The following is a 21,072-nucleotide window of genomic DNA, read 5'->3' on the forward strand; positions in this document are numbered from 1 at the left end:
ACCCAGCTGAATTTGGTTTAAAACTTCATTATTATAAGCATAACTTAAACTAATGATTCTTGGTAGAAAAGTTGAAGCGCTTTAAAATCGCTGTCCTACGGACCAAAATCTAGGTCCATAAATATAGCCCTTATCTGGGTCAATATTATTATAAATACTTATCGCTTTTTGTAAGTAAAGGTACCATGTAAAAACAAATAAAATGGCTATTAAAGCTTTTAAGTATTTATTTATGGTAAGGCTTTGGCCTCTTTTTTTATCAACTCTACCAAGTAGCAACCCCCACATTATAAATAAGAGTGTTTGCGAAACCGGCATTACATGCACACCAGAAAATAGTGAGTATGTAATACCTATAGCAAAAGAGTAAAAGAGGCTTTCAGTAATGATATCTTTTTTATGTTGCTTTAAATGTGTAATCGCTTTTCTAAAGGTTGTAAAAACAACTGTTAAAATACATATAAGGGCGATTAGTCCCCATTCATTTAAAATTTCAATTACCGAATTATGAGGGTGACTAAAAGGAGCTGAACTGCCAAGTGACATTTCAAACACTCCAGGACCATTGCCGATAAATAAATGCTTTAAAGATAGATTAGAAAGAGTATTAAACCATAAATCAATTCGGCCTGAGGAGGATGTGCGTAGCATTTCAGTACCTCCTTTATTTAATGAATCCAGAACATAAAAAGTAATACAGCTTAAAGCAAGGCAGACTAATCCAATAAGTACTTGTTTTTTTAGTGTGGTTTTTAAAGCGAGAGCAAAAATAGAGATGGCTAAAAATGAGAGTAAAGCCCCACGAGCTTGGCCAATAAATATAAGTAATAAGTTTAAAAATAAAATAATAAATACGATACGCTGTATGCTTTTAAATTTTAGGAGTAACACTAAAAATGGAAGAATAAATACCTGTACTTGATTAAAAAAGCGAATATTAATAAAGCCTGAGTAAATTATGTATGGATTTAAAGGTTGCTGCTCAGAAAGTATAAAAATTATATTAAGTAGGCATATTAAAGTTAGGCTTGTATGAGTTATCAATAATGCATAAATGATAAATAAAACAGGTTTCTTATCATTTATAGTGCTTACATAGTACATGGTTAAAATAAGTAAACTTATATGAAACGTGTACAGCAGACTAAAACTTTGCTCCATACTCATCAATGCAGATAAGCAGCCACTGAAAATAAAAATTAAGTACAACACACTACTTTTATTATTTAGTGAAAGCTTAAAAGTAGGTTTTTTATTACCTAAAAAAGCTGTAAGCACTAGTAGGCTTGTGATAAGTAAAAAAGCTATTTGAATGATACGTTGGTGGTTATGGTAATCGTAGGAAACTATTGGTATTAAAGGTATTAGCACACATAGAAAAAACAAGCTGATGAGTGATGGTTTTATTATATTTACTATTTTCATGAATGCTGGTTCTTACGCATTAAAAAAGCGCCAAACAAGGCGCTTTTTAGTAATCAATAAATGATTAAGATTGTGGACAGCTTTTAGGAGCTAAGGTTTTATCACTAGCACCTGTAGTTGCACAAGACCAACCGCCAGCAGTAGTGCGAGTCCATTTTATTATCGCTGAACTTACTTGAGTCGGTGCATTTAATATAGTGCACTGTATGCCTGTTGCATCTGTTTCTATAGTACAGTTTTCAGTAGTACCTTCTAGACCAACAAGTTCATTCGTTGGTGTAGTCCCGCTATTAGAAGTAATTTCAAAACCTGTTCTACCAGCTGAAATCTCAGACAAACCAGCTGTTAATTTAGCTGTTGCTTGATAGTTCGAATACGCAGGCAGTGCAATTGCAGCAAGAATACCGATGATTGCTACTACAATCATTAATTCAATTAGGGTGAAACCCTGTTGTTTTTGAGTCATTGTTTTCATGTTTCCTCTCCTAAAGGATAGATTTTTGTAACTTAAATCACTTAAGCGGCAAAATGCCTCACTTAATTTAACTGATTTACTTTACAGTTTTACTTAAAATTAATTTTATTACACTTTAGCTTTAGAGTATGAAACACAAAAGCCGAATGTGAATTCATTATGTTTAATACTAATTATAAAAGTTTACTAAGTGCACTACATGTTGTAGCAACAAAGTATAGGCATAAAGTAAGTAGTTTAGTTGCTTTAGTTTTTAATTATGTCTTTAAAAAGTAAAGGTACTAGTTATTTATGACTACCTTTTTAAATAAAATAGTACAACAGAATTAGTCTACCATTTTATTTTAGTATTTAGCACGTATCTTATTATAAAAAAGCGATTTAATTTAACAATTTGTTACAAAGTAAGCCTTTTGGGTTATTTAATGCTTTTTTACTTAACTTGTCAATTAATTAGCGGTATTAATTACCCATTATTGCTTTAAAATTGTTCAAAACGCATCGATAAATCGATTGATTGTAAGTTTTTTGTTAATGCTCCGCTTGATATAAAATCGACACCTGCTTGTGAATAAGTTTTGAGCGTTTCTAGGGTCATATTGCCTGAAACCTCTAATTTTGCGCGCTTATTGGTTAAAATTACGGCTTGCTTAATTTGCTCTACACTAAAATTGTCTAGCATAATTATGTCGGCGCCAGCTTCAATTGCTTGCTTAAGTTCAGGGAGTGACTCTACTTCGACTTCGACAGGTTTGTTTGGGTGATTTTGTTTAGCTTGAGTAACGGCTTTGTTTATTGTGCCACAAGCCGCTATATGATTTTCTTTAATTAAAAATGCGTCAAATAAACCAATACGGTGATTTGCCCCCCCACCACATTTTACTGCGTATTTTTGAAGTGCTCTAAGGCCTGGTATGGTTTTGCGTGTATCGAGTAGTTGCGTTGTTGTGCCGCTTAGCTCTTTTACATAATGTGCTGTAGTAGTGGCTGTACCCGATAACGTTTGTACAAAGTTAAGTGCAGTACGCTCGGCAGTTAATATTGAACGCGCTGAACCAGTGGCTGTAAATAATGTGCTGTTTGCTTTAACTGCGTCGCCATCATTAATAAGTACATTAACCTTAACGCTTGGGTCTACTTGTTTAAATACTTCAAGGATGATGTCTTTTCCACAAAAAATGCAGTCTTCGCGGGTGATTACTTTGGCGCTTGCTTGCTCATTTTGAGGGATCAATTGCGCGGTAATATCGCCTTCTTGTGCGGTTTGATAATTTAAATCTTCGTCAAGTGCTAGAGTAACAAGCTGAGTAATAAGAGTGTGCGAAATAGACATGGAATGCTCATAAGCGTTAATAAATTAAGCAAATTTTACTATGTTTATAAAAGAAAGAGAAGCGATTGCCTTTTCACCAATATAAAGATAAGCGCTTGAAGTAAATTAGTATCTACGTGTGGGTTTGTATTATCTGTAGGTGAGGTTTTATACCTCGCTTTTAATTTCAAAAGTTACGTTACATGAGCAGACGTAAATTAACACCTACGTGTGGGTTTGAATTATTTACAGGTAGGGTTTTATACCTGTTTGTTACTATCATTGTTTTAATAAATACTTTAGCATCAGTGCTATGTATATCTTGATATTTATATAATAAACGTATCATGAAAATAGATTTAAACGGTGTTTTAAGTACTGTAGCGCAGCGGCCTTGTTCGCATTTTGATGAGCGCCCTGATGAGGCTGATATTTCTCTATTGGTTATTCACAATATATCTTTGCCAGCCGGGCAGTTTGGTACCTCTTTTGTTGATGAGTTATTTATGGGTAGCATTGATTGTAATGTTCACTCGAGTTTTAGTGACTTAAAAAATTTACGTGTATCGGCCCATTGCTTTATAAAGCGTACCGGTGAGGTTATACAATACGTGCCTTTTGAAAAGCGTGCTTGGCATGCTGGCCAATCTGAGTTTGAGGGCGTTTCTGCTTGTAATAACTTTAGCATTGGCATTGAGCTTGAAGGTACCGACACCACGCCATACTCTTTAGCGCAATACGAAGTATTAACTACACTTAGTAAATCTATAATACAACGCTATCCAAAAATTACCCCTTCGCGTATTGTTGGGCATTGCGATATTGCCCCGGGACGTAAAACCGATCCTGGCAGAAGCTTTAATTGGCCATTGTTTTTTAATATGCTTGAACAACTAAGTTAAGAGAGTTATTCCCATGATTTTAGTTTCTATAATAATTGCATTAATACTGGAGCGTTTAGGGGCACGGTCTAATTACTGGCAGATAAGCTACTACACAAATGGTTATTTAAATCGCTCTAATAAGCTACTAGGTGACAAAGGATTATTTAGTTCTGCACCGGGCTTTTTAATTTGGCTTTTACTCCCAGTAATAGCAATAGCGTTTATTTATTGTTTATCTGATTTTGTACTATGGCAGTTAGCTATTAATATTGCTGTGCTTTTGGTTTGCTTTGGTTGTGCCAAGCAGCGTGCTTTATATAAGTCTTACTTAAATGCCTTAACGCGAGATGACGGTACTGCTGCATCTTTATATGCGTTGCAAATAGGTCAAAAGCGTACTGATGATCAAGATGGTGGCGAAACCTTTGGGCAAACATTGGCCTGGGTAAACTTTAGATTTTACTGTGCGGTGATTTTTTGGTTTGTTGTTTTAGGCGCGCCGGGCGCAGTTTTATATGCACTGGTACGTACTTTAGCTGATTTAGTACGAGATGATCATAAAGTAATATTTGCTAAGCGTTTTAAACTTATACATAAACTACTGTTCTGGCTTGACTGGTTGCCTGCACGCATCACCAGCTTTGGTTATTTAGTAATAGGTAACTTTAATAAAGGCACAAGTTGTTGGCTACGTTACGTACTTAACTTTAAATCTCCAAATCGCGAAGTAGTAACATGTACTGCACTTGCTGCAGAGCAAGTTGAAAAGCGTTATTACGGCTGTACCTACGAAGCCACGTGTATGATTAAACTTGTTAAGCGCAATGTATTATTTTACTTAGTACTTATAGCGTTGCTTACATTATTTGGTGGGCTGTCTTAAGTTGATGCCTTTTTAATAAAGTACCTTATGCAATGTAAGGTGCTTTAATCTCTTCCTGCAGTTTTTAAATTCAATAAAATAGAGCTAATATTCTAATTCATTCTGGTCAGACCAATTGTTTTCATCCCAAATACGTTATAGCAATTTTTGCAAATTGCGCATTGTTTGATCTTCGTTCAAAATGCGTTACGCTACTTTAATTGCTCAAACTACCTGTAAATTGACAGCTAATAGTGTTTTTGATACCGTATTGAAAATTTTTGGTATGACCAATTTACCTTTTGGGTAAATCATACTACTTAAAGCCCCGTTTTATGGGCTCTTGGTATTTATACAACGCGGACGTTGATTCATGTCTTTAAAGATTAAAGCAGCAAAATTATCTGATGTTATTTTACAGCAACTTGAGAATATGATTCTTGAAGGCTCGTTAGCACCAGGTGAAAAGTTGCCACCAGAGCGTGAACTAGCAAAGCAGTTTGAAGTGTCTCGCCCGTCACTGCGTGAGGCAATTCAAAAATTAGAAGCGAAAGGTTTAGTTACGCGTCGCCAAGGTGGCGGCACGTTTGTAAAAAATCAGCTCGAAGAAGGGCTTACAGATCCACTTTTTGATTTGATTAGTAAGCACCCTGAGTCGCAGTTTGATTTACTTGAATTTCGTCATGCATTAGAAGGGATTGCTGCTTACTACGCAGCACTGCGCGGGACCAGCAACGATTTTAGCAAAGTAAAACAAAGCTTTGATGAAATTGCCTTAGTTAATGATGATTTACAGCAAAAAGCAAAAGCAATTAATGCATTTCACTTTAGCGTGGCAGAAGCCTCGCACAATGTGGTGTTACTGCATTTAGTTAGAGGTATGAAAGCGCTGCTTGAGCAAAATGTATTGCAAAATTTAACTGTTCTATTAAAAAAGTCAGATATTAGCAGTCAGTTAGCCCAACACAGGCGTTTATTAATGGATGCCGTTATTGACGGTAATCCAGAACAAGCCCGTTTAGCAAGTAATGCGCACTTAGCATTTATCGAAGAAGCACTACTTGAAGCAGGCAAAGAACATTCGCGAATTGAACGTAGTTTAAGACGCACTAAACAAAATTAAGTTAGTACATAACTACTTTGAACACACAAATTAAGTAGCTGTGATATTAAATTAACAATATTCGTATTTTAAACATAAGGAAACCTCCATATGTCTGAAGTCAATAAAATTGACGTAGACGCGCTAGAAACACAAGAGTGGTTACAAGCTCTTGAATCAGTTGTGCGCGAAGAAGGTGTTGAACGAGCTCAGTTTTTACTTGAGCAAGTATTAGAGCAAGCCCGTTTAGACGGCGTTGATATGCCAACGGGTATTACCACGAACTACGTTAATACTATTCCTGTAGATCAAGAGCCTGCTTACCCAGGTGATGTAAATCTTGAACGTCGTATTCGTTCAATTATACGTTGGAACGCGATTATGATCGTTCTACGTGCATCTAAAAAAGATCTCGACTTAGGCGGCCATATGGCGTCTTACCAATCATCTGCTGCATTTTATGAAGTGTGTTTTAACCACTTCTTTAAAGCACCAAATGAGGTAGACGGTGGTGACTTAGTTTATTACCAAGGTCATATTTCTCCAGGTATTTACGCACGAGCATTTGTTGAAGGTCGTTTATCGGCTGCGCAACTAGATAACTTCCGCCAAGAAGTTGATGGCGAAGGCTTACCATCGTACCCACACCCTAAGTTGATGCCTGAATTTTGGCAGTTCCCTACGGTATCAATGGGCTTAGGTCCTATTTCATCAATTTATCAAGCACGCTTCTTAAAATACTTAGATGGTCGTGGCTTAAAAGACACTAAAAACCAACGTGTATATGCGTTTTTAGGTGACGGTGAAATGGATGAGCCAGAATCACGTGGTGCTATTTCTTTCGCTGCACGTGAAAAATTAGATAACCTTTGTTATTTAATTAACTGTAACTTACAGCGTTTAGACGGCCCAGTTATGGGTAACGGTAAAATCATTCAAGAGTTAGAAGGCTTGTTTAAAGGCGCTGGCTGGAACGTAATTAAACTAGTGTGGGGCAGCGGTTGGGATATTCTGCTTGCTAAAGACACAACAGGTAAATTACTACAATTGATGAACGAAACAATTGATGGCGATTACCAAACTTATAAAGCTAAAGATGGTGCATACGTGCGTGAGCATTTCTTTGGTCGCTACCCTGAAACAGCTGCCCTTGTTGCAGATATGACAGATGACGAAATTTTTGCGCTTAAGCGTGGTGGTCATGAGCCATCAAAACTATTTGCTGCATTTAAAAAAGCAGAAGAAACAAAAGGTCGTCCAACTGTAATTCTTGCTAAAACTGTAAAAGGTTACGGCATGGGCGAAGCCGCTGAAGGTAAAAACATTGCGCACCAAGTGAAAAAAATGGACATGTCGCATGTTGCACATTTACGTTCACGCCTTGGTCTTGATGACTTAGTATCTGAAGAGCAATTAAAAGAATTACCATACCTAGAGCTTGAAAAAGGTTCACCAGAGTACAAGTACCTACATGCGCGTCGTGATGAGCTTAAAGGTTACACACCTAAGCGTATCCCACGTTTTAGTGAAAAACTTACGTTGCCAGAAGTAGATGCATTTAAGCCACTACTTGAAGAGCAAAAGCGTGATATATCTACTACTATGGGCTTTGTTCGTGCACTTAATATCTTATTAAAAGATAAAGGCATTGGTAAAAATATCGTACCAATTATTGCAGATGAAGCGCGTACATTTGGTATGGAAGGTTTATTCCGTCAAATCGGTATTTACAATCCGCATGGCCAAAACTACACGCCACAGGATCGTGATATTGTTTCTTACTATAAAGAAGCAACTTCAGGTCAAGTATTGCAAGAAGGTATCAATGAGTTAGGTGCAATGTCGTCATGGGTTGCTGCTGCAACTTCATACAGCACTAACGATTTACCAATGATCCCATTCTACATTTACTACTCTATGTTTGGTTTCCAACGTGTTGGCGACATGGCATGGATGGCGGGCGATCAACAAGCACGTGGTTTCTTATTAGGTGCTACAGCGGGTCGTACAACGCTAAATGGTGAAGGCTTACAACACGAAGATGGTCACAGCCACATTCTTGCAAACACGGTTCCTAACTGTGTTTCTTATGACCCAACTTACGCGTTTGAAGTTGCAGTTATTGTACAAGACGGTATTCGTCGTATGTACGGTGACGACCAAGAAAATATTTACTACTACCTAACGCTTATGAACGAAAACTACCATCAGCCAGCTATGCCAGAAGGCGCTGAAGAAGGTATTCGTAAAGGTATTTACAAGCTTGAAAGTTACGAAGGTAAAAAAGCCAACGTACAGCTATTAAGCTCAGGTACTATTATGACTGAAGTGCGCAAAGCTGCTTCAATCTTAAGCGAAGAATATGGTATTGCATCAGATGTTTACTCAGTAACATCTTTCAATGAGCTAACGCGTGATGGTCAAGATGTTGAGCGTTTCAACATGCTTAATCCTGAAAGCGAGCAAAAAACAGCATTTATCACAAGCGTATTAAACGACTCTGTGACTGTTGCAGCAACGGATTACATGAAAAACTACGCAGAACAAGCGCGTTCATTCATTCCAAGCAGCAACTACAAAGTGTTAGGTACAGATGGTTACGGTCGTTCTGATAGCCGTGAAAACCTGCGTCGTCACTTTGAAGTTAACGCAAGCTACGTTGTTGTTGCTACGTTATCTGAACTTGCTAAACGCGGTGAAGTTGAGAAGTCAGTAGTTGTTGAAGCACTTAAAAAGTTCAACATCGACACTAACAAACTTAACCCACTGTACGCATAAGAGGTTTGCAATGAGTATTGAAATTAAAGTACCTGATATTGGTGACGATGAAGTAGAAGTAACTGAAATATTAGTAAGCGTTGGCGATAAAGTAGATGTTGACCAATCATTACTAAATGTTGAAGGCGACAAAGCATCAATGGAAATACCTGCTTCTCAAGCGGGGACTGTAAAAGAGATTAAAGTTAACGTTGGCGACACCGTTACAACAGGCTCTTTAGTATTTTTGTTTGAAGGCGAGAGTGAAGGCACTGATGAGAAAAATACATCAGCCGCTGCTCCAGCCAAATCTGAAGATGCAGCACCAGCTGCTTCTACAGGTTCTTCAATTAAAGAAGTAACGGTACCAGATATTGGAGATGATGAAGTTGAAGTAACTGAAATCATGGTTGCTGTTGGTGACACTGTTGAAGAAGAGCAATCTATCTTAAACGTGGAAGGCGACAAGGCAGCAATGGAAGTTCCAGCTCCATTTGCCGGCACAGTTAAAGAAATTAAAGTAGCCGCTGGCGACACAGTTAAAACTGGCTCGTTAGTGTTTGTTTTTGAAGTAGCAGGAAGTGAATCTGCAGCACCGGCTAAAGAGTCGGCTCCTGTAGAAGCGCCAGCTGAGAGCTCAACAGCAAGTTCAGCACCAAGCACTAAAGAAGTTAATGTACCTGATATTGGTGGCGATGAAGTTGAAGTAACTGAAATTATGGTTGCCGTTGGCGATACGGTTTCAGAAGATCAATCAATCTTAAACGTTGAAGGCGACAAAGCTGCAATGGAAGTACCAGCTCCATTTGCAGGTACAGTTAAAGAAATTAAAGTAGCTGCAGGCGATAAAGTATCGACTGGTTCATTAATTTTTGTATTTGAAGTTGCAGGCAGTGCGCCAGCGGCATCTGCACCAGCTGAAAAATCAGCACCTGCAGCAGCGGCTAAAACTGAGTCAGCACCGGCTCAAGCGGCACCTGCAAAAGCAAGTAATGAAAGCTTCACAGAGAACAGCGCGTATGCTCATGCATCACCCGTTGTTCGCCGTTTAGCGCGTGAGTTTGGTATTAACCTAGCTAACGTTAAAGGCACTGGTCGCAAAGCCCGTATAGTTAAAGAAGACGTGCAAAACTACGTTAAAAACTTAGTTAAGCAAGTTGAATCTGGTCAATTATCTGCAGGTAGTAGCGCAGGTGGTAGTGAGCTTGGTCTTATTCCATGGCCTAAAGTAGATTTTGCTAAATTTGGCGAAATTGAAGAGAAAAAACTGTCTCGCATTCAAAAGCTATCAGGTAAAAACTTACACCGTAACTGGGTACAAATCCCACATGTTACACAGTTTGATGAAGCTGATATCACAAGTCTTGAAGTATTCCGTAAAGAGCAAAATGCACTTAGCGAGAAGAAAAAGCTTGGCGTTAAAATCACACCACTTGTGTTTGTGATGAAAGCAGCGGCTAAAGCACTCGCTGACTTCCCAACATTTAACTCTTCACTGTCTAGCGACGGCGAAAGTTTAATTCTTAAGAAGTACATTAACATTGGTGTTGCTGTTGATACGCCAAATGGTTTAGTAGTGCCAGTGTTTAAAGATGTTGATAAAAAAGGCATTATTGAATTATCACGTGAACTAATGGAAGTATCTGTTAAAGCACGTGACGGTAAGCTTACATCGTCTGATATGCAAGGCGGCTGTTTTACTATCTCTAGCCTTGGCGGTATCGGCGGTACGGCATTTACGCCGATTGTTAATGCGCCAGAAGTTGCTATTTTAGGTGTATCTAAATCTGAAATGAAACCTAAATGGAATGGCAAAGAGTTTGAACCAAAACTAATGGTTCCGCTGTCTATGTCATACGACCATAGGGTTATTGACGGAGCATTAGCTGCACGCTTTACTGTGACTCTTGCAAGTTACATGAGCGATATTCGCCAGTTGGTGATGTAACCAGTTTAGTAAAATTGGTATACGCAATAAAATAAATAGAATCAAATCCCAGCCAGTTGTTTTTAGCTGGGATTTTTACCATTTGCAATGATACAATCTTTGTACGAATTGCATCACTTTGTGCGCTGCTCACTCTTTCTGCCTTGCAGAAACATGGCAGTTAAATTTTAGGGCAGTGTCCCGTTCAAACAATTAAGGTAAAAGCATGAGCAACGAATTAAAAACTCAAGTTGTTGTACTAGGCGGTGGTCCTGGTGGTTATTCTGCGGCTTTCCGTGCTGCTGACTTGGGCTTAGAAGTTACATTAGTAGAATCTCGCGAAACATTAGGTGGCGTATGTCTTAATGTTGGTTGTATTCCTTCTAAAGCACTTTTACACGTAGCTAAAGTGATTGATGACGCAGCAGAAATGTCATCTCACGGTGTTACTTTTGGCGCACCAAAAATCGATCTTGATCAAGTTCGTACTTGGAAAGATTCTGTAGTTGGCCAGTTAACTGGTGGACTAGAAGGTATGGCCAAAATGCGTAAAGTGAAAGTTGTATCTGGATACGGCAAATTCACTGGCAGCAATACTTTAGTAGTTGAAGGCGCAGACGGCGCTACAACTATCACGTTTGATAACGCGATTATTGCAGCAGGTTCTAAACCAGTTAACTTACCTTTCATCCCAGAAGATGACCGTGTAATTGATTCAACTGGCGCACTAGAACTTAAAGACGTACCAGAAAAACTACTTGTATTGGGTGGTGGCATTATCGGTCTTGAAATGGGTACGGTTTACCGTGCGCTAGGTTCTGCAATTGATGTTGTAGAATTTGCTGATCAATTAGTACCAGCAGCTGATAAAGACATTATCAAAATTTACCAAAAATACGTAAGCAAAAAATTCAACGTAATGCTTTCAACTAAAGTTGTTGGTGTTGAAGCTAAAGAAGACGGCTTATACGTAACGTTTGAAGGTAAAAACGCACCAGCAGAACCAGTACGTTACGACAAAGTACTTGTTGCGGTTGGCCGTACTCCAAACGGTAACTTACTTGATGCTGAAAAAGCGGGCGTAAACGTTGATGAGCGTGGCTTTATTAATGTTGATAAGCAATTACGTACTAACGTAAGCCATATTTTTGCAATTGGTGACTTAGTTGGACAGCCTATGCTTGCGCATAAAGCGGTTCATGAAGGTCATGTTGCTGCAGAAGTTATTTCTGGTCAGAAGCATTTCTTCGACCCTAAATGTATTCCTTCAATAGCGTACACAGACCCAGAAATCGCTTGGGTAGGTGTTACTGAGAAAGAAGCAAAAGAGCAAGGCTTAAAAGTTGAAACTGCGGTATTCCCGTGGGCAGCATCTGGTCGTGCAATTGCATCTGCTCGTACTGAAGGTTCTACTAAACTTATCTTTGATAAAGAAAGTGGCCGTATAATCGGTGGTGCTATGATCGGTATTAACGCGGGCGAAATGCTTGGCGAAATCGGTTTAGGTATTGAAATGGGTGCTGATGGTGAAGACTTAGCGCTTACAATTCATGCTCACCCAACATTGAATGAATCAATCGGCCTTGCAGCTGAAATTTTTGAAGGTTCAATCACTGATTTACCAAACAAAAAAGCAGCTAAAAAGAAGTAATTTAACTTTTTAGTATTTGCTTGAAAAACCCAACTTCGGTTGGGTTTTTTTATGTCTATTTTTAACCTTAGATAAATATAAGATTAAATAACAAGAAGTCGTTACAATGCGCGCTTAATTAATTGAAGGTAAATACAGTGAAAAACTCAGTTTTAGCATTACGCGCTCAACAAATAAGTGAATCTCGTCGAGAGTTTAATGCTCGAGGCGGTAAATTAGATCGCTGTGAACAGTGCCTGATTGCTAAGCACTACTGTATTTGTAAAGGTGTTGAGCATGCAGATTGTAAGGCCGCTGTATGCTTACTGATGTATCATAATGAAAGCTTTAAACCTTCTAATACAGGGCGTTTAATTGCTGAAATAGTGCCAGATAACCACGCATTTAGATGGGATAGAACAGATCCTAACCCTGCTCTTTTAGCTTTAATAAATGATTCGCAGTATCAGCCTATGGTCGTCTTTCCCGCTGAAGATGTAGAAGAGGGCAGAGCCATTACAGAAGTGAGTATTGAATCAGGTAAAAAGCCGCTATTTATATTCTTAGATGGTACGTGGCGCGAAGCTAAGAAAATGATTCGTAAAAGCCCTTATTTAGATAACTTGCCTGTACTTTCTGTTACTGCTGATAAACTATCTGATTACCGATTACGTGTAGCCCCTCATGCACATCAACTAGGCACTGCTGAAGTGGCTATTATGGTATTAGCACTTGCGGGCGAAATGGATGCATCGACTAAATTAGAGCAGCATTTTATTAAGTTTCGTGATGCGTATTTATTGGGTAAGCGCAATAAAGGCCGACCGCTAGAAGGTTAATTTTACGAAGTTAAGCAAATGCTTGCTGATTTTTTAAGTGAGCAAGTGCTTTATTTTGAATTGCTCTGAAGCCTTCTTCAGATGTTAATTGTAAAACAGTATTATACAATTGACTTATACTATTATGCACTTGAATAAACGAGATACAGTCTTCACCAATCATTTCTTTTGCTTCTTCAACTCGTTTCAAAAAGTAGCAGCTAATGTCTATTTTGCCATTAAATTGAGTCGTTGCAATTGCGTCTGCTATTCTATTAAGTTGATAGCTAAACTCATCAGGTCGAGCACCTTCACCCCACTTGCTAATACGAATGTCGCGTTCTAACTGAATAATTTCGTTAAGTATATTTTTAAACTCACTCATTGGCATATTTAAAAAGTTATAACCTTTGGGGTTAAATAAAGCTTTATACGGATTTTCGTTGGGGGTTTGGGCACTAAATACACCAATTGGTTTTGCTGTACTTGCGTCTGATACTTTACATAAAAAGGTATTACTTTGAGATGTGTTAAAATTCATATCCATTGAGTATTTATGATCCTTGCGTTATTTAGTTATCGGCGCAATTAGTAAAAAACTTAGCGAAATTTAAAATATAAGTAAAGTATTTTAAGGTCTTAGTATTGATTGGCAGGGATGCGATATATTACTCAGTAAAAATTAGTGATAGTTGCTCAGAGCTTTACTCAACCCAAATTTTAGACAAAGAAAAGCGCGCTCTATCTCTAGGCGCGCTTGCGGAATCTTCTAATTTTCTGCATCCTGCAATTGAACTTAATCAACTCCAATTTTCACTAATCCATGTTTATTACTATATTACTTTTTAGTTCTATGTAATGTAGACCATCCGGGCCTGTATCCTTTAATTCCTAAACATCCTGTAGGGTAAATACTATTACCAAATCCTTAATTACACTTCCTAGTGTATCCTTGTTTTAACCAATCCCTTGTGTTGCCTTAAAGGCCTGTCCATTTATTCCTTCAACATCCTGTTGAACAACTTAGCCTTGTTGTTATCCTTTTCGCATCTTCCTGACGCTGTCCTTTTTACAACATTGCGTTGTGATACTCATCCTGAGCCTGTCCTAAAATCCGTGTTGTCCTGATAACCTAATCATTGGTTGGTTGAGTAAGCAGTCCGTTTCCTTTTACTCAATAAGCGTCATTGCTTGGTTGATGCGTAAATTATAGTGCAATAGAGCAACTAAAATAGAGATAAAACTACATTCAATTAGTGTTTTTGCAATAGTAATAAAAATAAATTTCATATAATTCATGTGCTTAACTGTTTTTAGGTTGTTTTTTATCTTGTTTTTTACTCATTAGCTGTCACATCCGTAAGACATCTCTTACACCGTATTTCCTTTTTAGGCGTTATTTACATATTTACATTTATTTAAAGTGTGCACTTTTAGAATGAGCACGGTAGAATTCGTTGATAATAACAGTTATTTAGGTGGAATAATGAAGAAAGTATTTGCACTTGTTTTAGGGGTAGTTGCATCGGCACCAGTCTTTGCAAACGATGTTGTTAACATCTACTCTTTTCGTCAACCGTTTTTAATTCAGCCAATTTTAGAAGACTTTACAAAGCAAACAGGCATAAAAACCAATGTTGTTTTTGCTAAAAAAGGGCTAATTGAGCGTGTTAAACGCGAAGGCAAGCACAGTAAAGCTGATTTAGTATTAACCTCTAACTTTAGTGCGCTTATTCAATTAGAAGATTTAAAATTAACACAAACTATAAAAAGTGACAGTGTAAATAATAATGTTCCAGCCGCCTTTCGTGACGGTGATGGCCAATGGGTTGCGCTTACTAAGCGAGTGCGTAATGTGTATTCATCAAAAGAGCGAGTTGGTGAGTTACCTAAGCTCACTTATGAAGATTTAGCAGACCCTAAATACAAAGGACAAATCTGTACGCGCTCTGGCAAACATCCATATAATTTAGGTTTAGTGGCTTCTATGATTGCACACCATGGTGAAGCGCAAACTAAAGAGTGGCTTGAAGGTGTTAAGGCTAATTTAGCACGCAAGCCTCAAGGTAACGATCGTGCTCAAGTTAAAGCTGTTAAAGAAGGTTTATGTAACTTGGCATTAGGTAATAGTTACTACCTTGGCAAAATGCTAGAAGATAAAGAACAAAAAGGTTGGGCAGAGGCCGTAAATATTAACTTTCCGAATCAAGTTAATCGTGGCTCACATATAAATGTATCGGGTGCGGTTATTACCAAATACGCTAAAAACCCTGAAAATGCATTAAAGCTCATAGAGTATATGACCGACAGCAAAGCACAAAACATGTATGCCTCATTAAATATGGAGTATCCAGTTAAGTCGGGTGTTGAATTATCAGCTTTGGTTGCCTCTTGGGGTAGCTTTAAAGAAGACAGCTTGCCACTTGATGAGATTAGTAAATATCGTCCGTTAGCACTTAAGCTAATTGATGAGGTGAAGTTCGATCTTTAATGACTAATAAATTTAAGCTGTCTAAATGGCAGCTCTTTGCGTGGTCGACTGGCTTAATACTATCGGCCCCGTTGTTTTTTCTTCTTTTTGAATCTCTACAAGGTAGCTCTGAGGTGTTCTCTCACCTGTGGGATACCGTGCTTTGGGATTACATAACCAATACCGTATTGTTAGTTTTAGGTGTTTGCGTCCTTAGCTGCGCCATAGCCTTGCCACTTGGGTGGCTAACGGCTTACTGTAGTTTCCCGGGTAAAAAACAGTTTGAATGGGCACTTATGCTACCCCTTGCTATGCCCACCTATATTATTGCCTATGTATACACTGATTTATTAGATTATGCGGGCCCGGTGCAAATAGCGCTGAGAGAATGGTTTGGCTGGCAATCGCCTAGCGACTATTGGTTTTTTGATATACGTACATTACCCGGCGCCATCGTTATGATTGCCTTGGTGCTTTACCCGTATTTATTTTTAATTTTTAAAACGGCCCTTCGCGAGCAGTCATTCAAATTAGTACAAGCTAGCCAGTTAATGGGGCTATCTCCTTGGCAAAGCTTTTTTAAAGTCAGTTTAGTGCTCTCTCGTGGGGCAATTGTGGCGGCTCTTGCACTTATTAGTATGGAAACCATGGCCGACTTTGCAACAGTGAGTTATTTTGCCGTAAGTACATTAACAACCGCCGTATACGATACGTGGTTTGGTTATTACTCACTTACAGCGGCCGCTAAAATATCGGGTGTGATGTTACTTCTGTTATTTTTAGCATTAATGGCAGAGCGTTTTAGTCGCCGAAACCAAGCGGTATTTGAGCGACAATCAAGTGTAAATAGCGAATCTCTCTATGTATTAAAAGGAAAGTCTGCTTGGCTCGCAACGGCATTTTGTAGCTTTATTTTACTTATCGCTTTTGTAATTCCTATTGCAGTACTTATAAATTACGCCATTGCCTACTTTGATAAAGCATGGAATGTTGAGTTTTTTAGTTACGCTTGGCAAAGTTTAAAAGTGGCAGGAGTTGTAAGTGTTATAACCATTACGTTGAGTGTTTTTGTGGTTTTTTATCAGCGTGTTGCAAAGCAAGCGTATCCGCTTATTCCTGGGCGTTTAGCAAGCACGGGTTATGCATTGCCAGGAACTGTACTCGCTATTGCGGTTTTATTACCTCTTACATTGTTAGAGAACACTATTAACACAGCACTCGAGAAGTATAACTTAGACATTGGCTTACTGCTTACAGGTAGCATTCTTACTATTATTATTGCTTATATTGTTAGGTTTTACGCCATTGCACACGGAGCAATTGAGTCGAGTTTTTTACGTATTAGTCCATCACTTGATATGGCAAGCCAATCAATGGGTAAAAGCCAAGGGCAAACGCTGCGTTTAGTGCACCTACCTTTACTGCGAAGAGGATTGCTCACTGCTGCCTTATTGGTATTTATTGAGTGTATGAAAGAGTTACCAGCTGCGCTATTGCTCAGACCGTTTAATTTTGAAAGCTTAGCTACTCATGTATTTCAGTATGTGAGTGATGAGCAATTAGAGCTTGCTTCAATATCTGCATTATTTATTGTTATTGTTGGGTTTATTCCTTTGTATTTTATTAATCGTTCTATGGAGCAGCGTAGTTAAATGAGTAGTTTAATTTTACAAGGCGTGAGCTACCACTATAACGGCACAAAGGTTATTCACGATTTAGATTTAACAGTGGGTAAAGACGAAATTGTTTGCCTACTCGGGGCGAGTGGATGCGGCAAAACAACCACATTAAAAGCGATTGCAGGTTTAATTGAAGCCAAGCAAGGGTCTATTTTTATAGACGGTAAATTAGTGAGTGATGAGCAATCGTTTGTCTCACCTGAGCATCGTAACATCGGCATGATGTTTCAAGATTATGCGTTGTTTCCGCATTTAACGGTGGCAAATAATATCGCATTTGGGCTTGGTAATATGAGCAAAGCTCAAAAGCAGCAACGCGTTGATGAAATGCTTAAGCTTGTGCATTTAATTGGCTGTGCTGACAGGTTTCCACATCAGTTATCGGGTGGCCAACAGCAACGCGTCGCTATCGCTCGTGCATTAGCTTATAAACCTAGTTTATTACTCCTTGATGAGCCTTTTTCAAACATCGACACACAAGTACGCTTTGAATTAATTGCCGATATACGTCGAATTATTAAGGCAACTCAAGTATCTGCTGTGTTTGTTACACACTCAAAAGAAGAGGCGTTTGCGTTTTCAGATACACTTGCCATTATGCATCGCGGTAAAATTGAGCAACAAGGCACGCCTGAGCAGCTTTTTGCATCTCCGTGTTCAAAGGAGGTTGCAGAGTTTCTGGGTCAGGGCATATACTTAAGCGCAGAAGTGTTAACCGCAACTGAATATAAAACACCATTTGGTTTAGTCGAATCTTATGTTGAGAGTAAGCATAATGTAAGTGCAGGGCTTATATATGTGCGCCCTCATCAAATAGAATTAGTGGCAGATAACCAAAGTGACAAATTCAGCAAGCGAGCTACAATCATAAGTCGTCGCTTTATTGGTTCGGCGTATGTTTATTCGCTTGTTATTGATGAACAAGAAATTGAAGTTGCTGCACAATATGGCCAGTCATTTGAAAATAATGATCAGGTTATAATAAAAATAAAACCTCACACGGTGAATTTTTTCGAATCGTAATTAATTTGTTATTCGCTGTGTTTTTATCTGTAAAACTAAGGAATAACAATGGCGCAAGCGCAATCAGGGATTTGTGCTGAAGCAAACTTACACGGTTTGCACTTATTTTTTAATGTGTTTGATGGTCAAGACGAATCACTTCGCGCAAAGTTAAAACAAGTAAGCGCTATAGAAGAAGAGTTTAGCGATCAATTTTCAGAATCAATGCTCTCTTGTATGGTTGCTATTGGTGCGCAATACTGGCCGCATATCCTCCCTGAATACATTCCAAGCGAATTACAGAGCTTTCCCAATATAACCCATAGCGATCACCAAATGAGCGTACAACCGTGCGATTTATTTGTGCAAATTCGCTCTGACCGTGAAGACGTTAACCATTTATTTGCGCTGCAAATTTTAAAATTATTTGCCCCCGATGTAGAGCTGGTGGAGCAAATTCGGAATTTTCGCTTTTTAGATGGTCGTGATTTTAACGGTTTTATTTATGGTGGCGACACCGCACATGGAAGAAAAAAGCGCGCTACGGCTTTAATCAGCAACCCTGATAGCTTTGAAGATCAGGGGAGTTATATTCATGTTCAGCGTTATAAACATGATTTAACTATGTGGCAGCATTTATCATTGAGTGAGCAAGAGCAAATAATGGGACGTACGCGTCTTGATAACACGCTAATTACCCCAGCGATCGAAACCAGCCATGCTTCGCGAAGTGAGCTAAAAGACGAAGACGGACAACCGCTACTATTAAATCAAAGCATGCCTTATGGCGACGTGTATGAGCAGGGAATGTTATCAATTACATGCGCTTGTACGGGCACCGCATTTGAAAAAGTACTTAATAGTCGTTTAGGGGAAGGGGATTGCTACGACCACTGGCTTGATTTTACTCAAGCCGATATGGGCTCTGCTTTCTTTGCACCTTCAATAGGGTTTTTAAAACAAATTTAATTTGCTATTAAACCGTATCAAATAAAATGCGAACGCGTTCAAGTGTTACATCTATTTCAGATATTTTAGCAGGAGCGATAAAAATAGTATCGTCGCCTGCAATTGTTCCTAGTACGCCATCTGCTTTACCTAATGAATCTAATAAACGTGCAATAAGCTGAGCAGCACCTGGGCTGGTACGAATGATGATCATCATTTCGTTGTGCATAATGTCGATTACTAATTGGCGTAATGGGCTTTTAGCCGTAGGTACACCCATTTCAGCAGGTAAGCAGTAAACCATTTCTTGTTTGGCATTACGTGTGCGTACAGCGCCAAACTTACTTAACATGCGTGATACTTTACTTTGGCTTATATTGTCAAAACCTTGATCTTTTAACGCATCAACTATTTCGCCTTGAGAGCCAAAATTTTCTTCTTTTAATAGTGATTTAAATGCTTTTACCAGTGCTTCTTGTTTATCTTGTGGTTGCATAGTCTTTATTCGTTTTTGTTATTTATGCCGCAAATTCTACACAAAAATGAATAATTATGCAGCAGTTGTTTAGTTAACTTGCCAGTTTGATGCGTTAAATCACATAAGTTTACGACTATGGTCGAAAATATACTTGAAATAGACAGGATAAATTTGTTTTTAGTCGCTAATTTCATTATCTTAAGAGCCACAAATGTTTCCTACCTCAAATTACGGAGAATTCCAATGAAAGTTGCTGTATTAGGTGCTGCAGGCGGTATCGGCCAAGCGTTGTCTTTATTATTAAAAACAGGCTTACCAGCTGGCTCTGAATTATCACTTTATGATGTTGCACCAGTAGTACCAGGTGTTGCGGTTGACCTTTCTCACATCCCAACAGATGTTAAAGTTGCAGGCTTTGGCGCAGACGATTTAAATAAAGCGCTTGAAGGCTCTGACATCGTTCTTATCCCAGCGGGTATGCCGCGTAAACCAGGTATGGATCGTGCTGATTTATTCAATGTAAATGCTGGCATCATCAAAACGTTAGCAGAAGGCATTGTTGCCAGCTGTCCTAAAGCGTTAGTAGGTATTATTACTAACCCAGTAAATGGCACAGTTCCAATTGTTGCTGAAGTATTCAAAAAAGCAGGTACTTACGACGCTAAACGCGTATTCGGTATTACTACGCTTGACGTTATTCGTTCAGAAGCATTTGTTGCTGAACTTAAAGGCGTAGACGTAGCAACTGTAAAAGTACCAGTAATTGGTGGTCACTCAGGCACAACTATTCTGCCTCTACTTTCTCAAGTTGAAGGTGTTTCTTTCACTGATGAAGAAGTTGCTGCACTTACTCCACGTATCCAAAATGCGGGTACTGAAGTTGTAAATGCTAAAGCAGGCGGTGGTTCAGCTACGCTATCTATGGGTGCTGCTGCAGCTCGTTTTTGTATGTCTTTAGTTAAAGGCCTACAAGGTGAAGAAGTTGTAGATTACGCTTACGTTGCTGTTGAAAATGGCGATGCAGAGTACTTTGCACATCCAGTACGTTTAGGTAAAAACGGAGTAGAAGAAATTCTTTCTTACGGCGAACTAAGCGCATTTGAAACAAAAGCAAAAAATGACATGCTTGAAACTCTGAAAAAAGACATCAAAGAAGGTGTTGATTTCATGGCGTAATAGCCGGTTTGAGCGATACCAATAGCATTAAATAAATGAGCAGTTATTACGATGGATAAATAGCTCGTTAGCAAGGCAAATACTACGATGTATAGTTGTTCTATATAAATAATATTTAACGCAGCTA

The 21,072-nt window shown here is 38.6% G+C and carries 17 protein-coding genes; 12 read left to right on the forward strand and 5 right to left on the reverse strand.

From position 1 onward, the window contains the following. Positions 1–81 precede the first annotated feature (81 nt). The 3 genes from H5115_RS07615 to nadC all read right to left on the reverse strand — a co-directional run bounded on the left by H5115_RS07615 (position 82) and on the right by nadC (position 3,233). The gene (locus H5115_RS07615) at positions 82–1,425 is read right to left on the reverse strand and encodes an O-antigen ligase (RefSeq protein ID WP_182754565.1); all 1,344 of its coding nucleotides are present in this window, start codon (positions 1,423–1,425) and stop codon (positions 82–84) included. Positions 1,426–1,489: 64 nt separating this feature from the next. Further along, the gene (locus tag H5115_RS07620; RefSeq protein ID WP_220487197.1) at positions 1,490–1,900 is read right to left on the reverse strand and encodes a pilin; all 411 of its coding nucleotides are present in this window, start codon (positions 1,898–1,900) and stop codon (positions 1,490–1,492) included. Between the two features lie 481 nt (positions 1,901–2,381). Then, entirely contained in the window at positions 2,382–3,233 is an 852-nt protein-coding gene (gene nadC / locus H5115_RS07625; protein WP_182754567.1) for a carboxylating nicotinate-nucleotide diphosphorylase, read from the reverse strand. Between the two features lie 326 nt (positions 3,234–3,559). Between nadC and ampD the strand changes: the two genes are divergently transcribed. The 7 genes from ampD to H5115_RS07660 all read left to right on the forward strand — a co-directional run bounded on the left by ampD (position 3,560) and on the right by H5115_RS07660 (position 13,213). Next, positions 3,560–4,114 (forward strand): 1,6-anhydro-N-acetylmuramyl-L-alanine amidase AmpD, encoded by a 555-nt coding sequence (gene ampD / locus H5115_RS07630; protein WP_182754570.1) that lies wholly within the window; start codon positions 3,560–3,562, stop codon positions 4,112–4,114. A 13-nt stretch (positions 4,115–4,127) separates the two neighbouring features. Beyond that, a complete protein-coding gene (gene ampE / locus H5115_RS07635; protein WP_039488272.1) occupies positions 4,128–4,979 on the forward strand; it encodes a beta-lactamase regulator AmpE in 852 nt (283 codons plus the stop codon). 352 nt (positions 4,980–5,331) lie between these two features. Then, positions 5,332–6,081, forward strand: a complete 750-nt coding sequence (pdhR, locus tag H5115_RS07640) for a pyruvate dehydrogenase complex transcriptional repressor PdhR (RefSeq protein ID WP_002957764.1) — start codon at positions 5,332–5,334, stop codon at positions 6,079–6,081. A gap of 90 nt (positions 6,082–6,171) precedes the next feature. Beyond that, complete coding sequence (gene aceE / locus H5115_RS07645; RefSeq protein WP_182754572.1) at positions 6,172–8,838, forward strand: pyruvate dehydrogenase (acetyl-transferring), homodimeric type; 2,667 nt, start codon at positions 6,172–6,174, stop codon at positions 8,836–8,838. 10 nt (positions 8,839–8,848) lie between these two features. Beyond that, the gene (aceF, locus tag H5115_RS07650) at positions 8,849–10,765 is read left to right on the forward strand and encodes a pyruvate dehydrogenase complex dihydrolipoyllysine-residue acetyltransferase (RefSeq protein ID WP_182754574.1); all 1,917 of its coding nucleotides are present in this window, start codon (positions 8,849–8,851) and stop codon (positions 10,763–10,765) included. A gap of 205 nt (positions 10,766–10,970) precedes the next feature. Further along, positions 10,971–12,395, forward strand: a complete 1,425-nt coding sequence (gene lpdA / locus H5115_RS07655; protein WP_002957761.1) for a dihydrolipoyl dehydrogenase — start codon at positions 10,971–10,973, stop codon at positions 12,393–12,395. Positions 12,396–12,532: 137 nt separating this feature from the next. Next, complete coding sequence (locus H5115_RS07660) at positions 12,533–13,213, forward strand: tRNA-uridine aminocarboxypropyltransferase (protein ID WP_024594643.1); 681 nt, start codon at positions 12,533–12,535, stop codon at positions 13,211–13,213. A 10-nt stretch (positions 13,214–13,223) separates the two neighbouring features. Here H5115_RS07660 and H5115_RS07665 read toward each other — a convergent pair whose 3' ends face one another. Beyond that, positions 13,224–13,739, reverse strand: a complete 516-nt coding sequence (locus H5115_RS07665) for a hypothetical protein (RefSeq protein ID WP_182754576.1) — start codon at positions 13,737–13,739, stop codon at positions 13,224–13,226. A 939-nt stretch (positions 13,740–14,678) separates the two neighbouring features. On the opposite strand from H5115_RS07665, the gene H5115_RS07670 reads away from it, so the two are divergent. The 4 genes from H5115_RS07670 to H5115_RS07685 are packed head-to-tail and all read left to right on the forward strand — an operon-like array spanning position 14,679 to position 19,312. Next, a complete protein-coding gene (locus tag H5115_RS07670; protein ID WP_182754577.1) occupies positions 14,679–15,683 on the forward strand; it encodes a Fe(3+) ABC transporter substrate-binding protein in 1,005 nt (334 codons plus the stop codon). Continuing rightward, a complete protein-coding gene (locus H5115_RS07675; protein WP_182754595.1) occupies positions 15,683–17,314 on the forward strand; it encodes an iron ABC transporter permease in 1,632 nt (543 codons plus the stop codon). The genes H5115_RS07670 and H5115_RS07675 overlap by 1 nt, the downstream gene beginning before the upstream one ends. After that, positions 17,315–18,364, forward strand: a complete 1,050-nt coding sequence (locus H5115_RS07680; protein WP_024597753.1) for an ABC transporter ATP-binding protein — start codon at positions 17,315–17,317, stop codon at positions 18,362–18,364. It begins immediately after the preceding gene. Positions 18,365–18,412: 48 nt separating this feature from the next. Next, positions 18,413–19,312 carry a Dyp-type peroxidase gene (locus tag H5115_RS07685; protein ID WP_182754597.1) on the forward strand — a complete coding sequence of 300 codons (900 nt, stop codon included), beginning with the start codon at positions 18,413–18,415 and terminating at the stop codon, positions 19,310–19,312. A gap of 7 nt (positions 19,313–19,319) precedes the next feature. On the opposite strand, the gene argR is transcribed toward H5115_RS07685, so the two are convergent. Next, positions 19,320–19,787, reverse strand: a complete 468-nt coding sequence (gene argR / locus H5115_RS07690; protein ID WP_002957753.1) for a transcriptional regulator ArgR — start codon at positions 19,785–19,787, stop codon at positions 19,320–19,322. 225 nt (positions 19,788–20,012) lie between these two features. Here argR and mdh point away from each other — a divergent pair, with 225 nt between their 5' ends. Continuing rightward, positions 20,013–20,945, forward strand: a complete 933-nt coding sequence (gene mdh, locus H5115_RS07695; protein WP_002957751.1) for a malate dehydrogenase — start codon at positions 20,013–20,015, stop codon at positions 20,943–20,945. Positions 20,946–21,072 lie beyond the last annotated feature (127 nt).

Source organism: Pseudoalteromonas sp. SR44-2 (assembly GCF_014163745.1).
Lineage (GTDB): Bacteria > Pseudomonadota > Gammaproteobacteria > Enterobacterales > Alteromonadaceae > Pseudoalteromonas > Pseudoalteromonas distincta.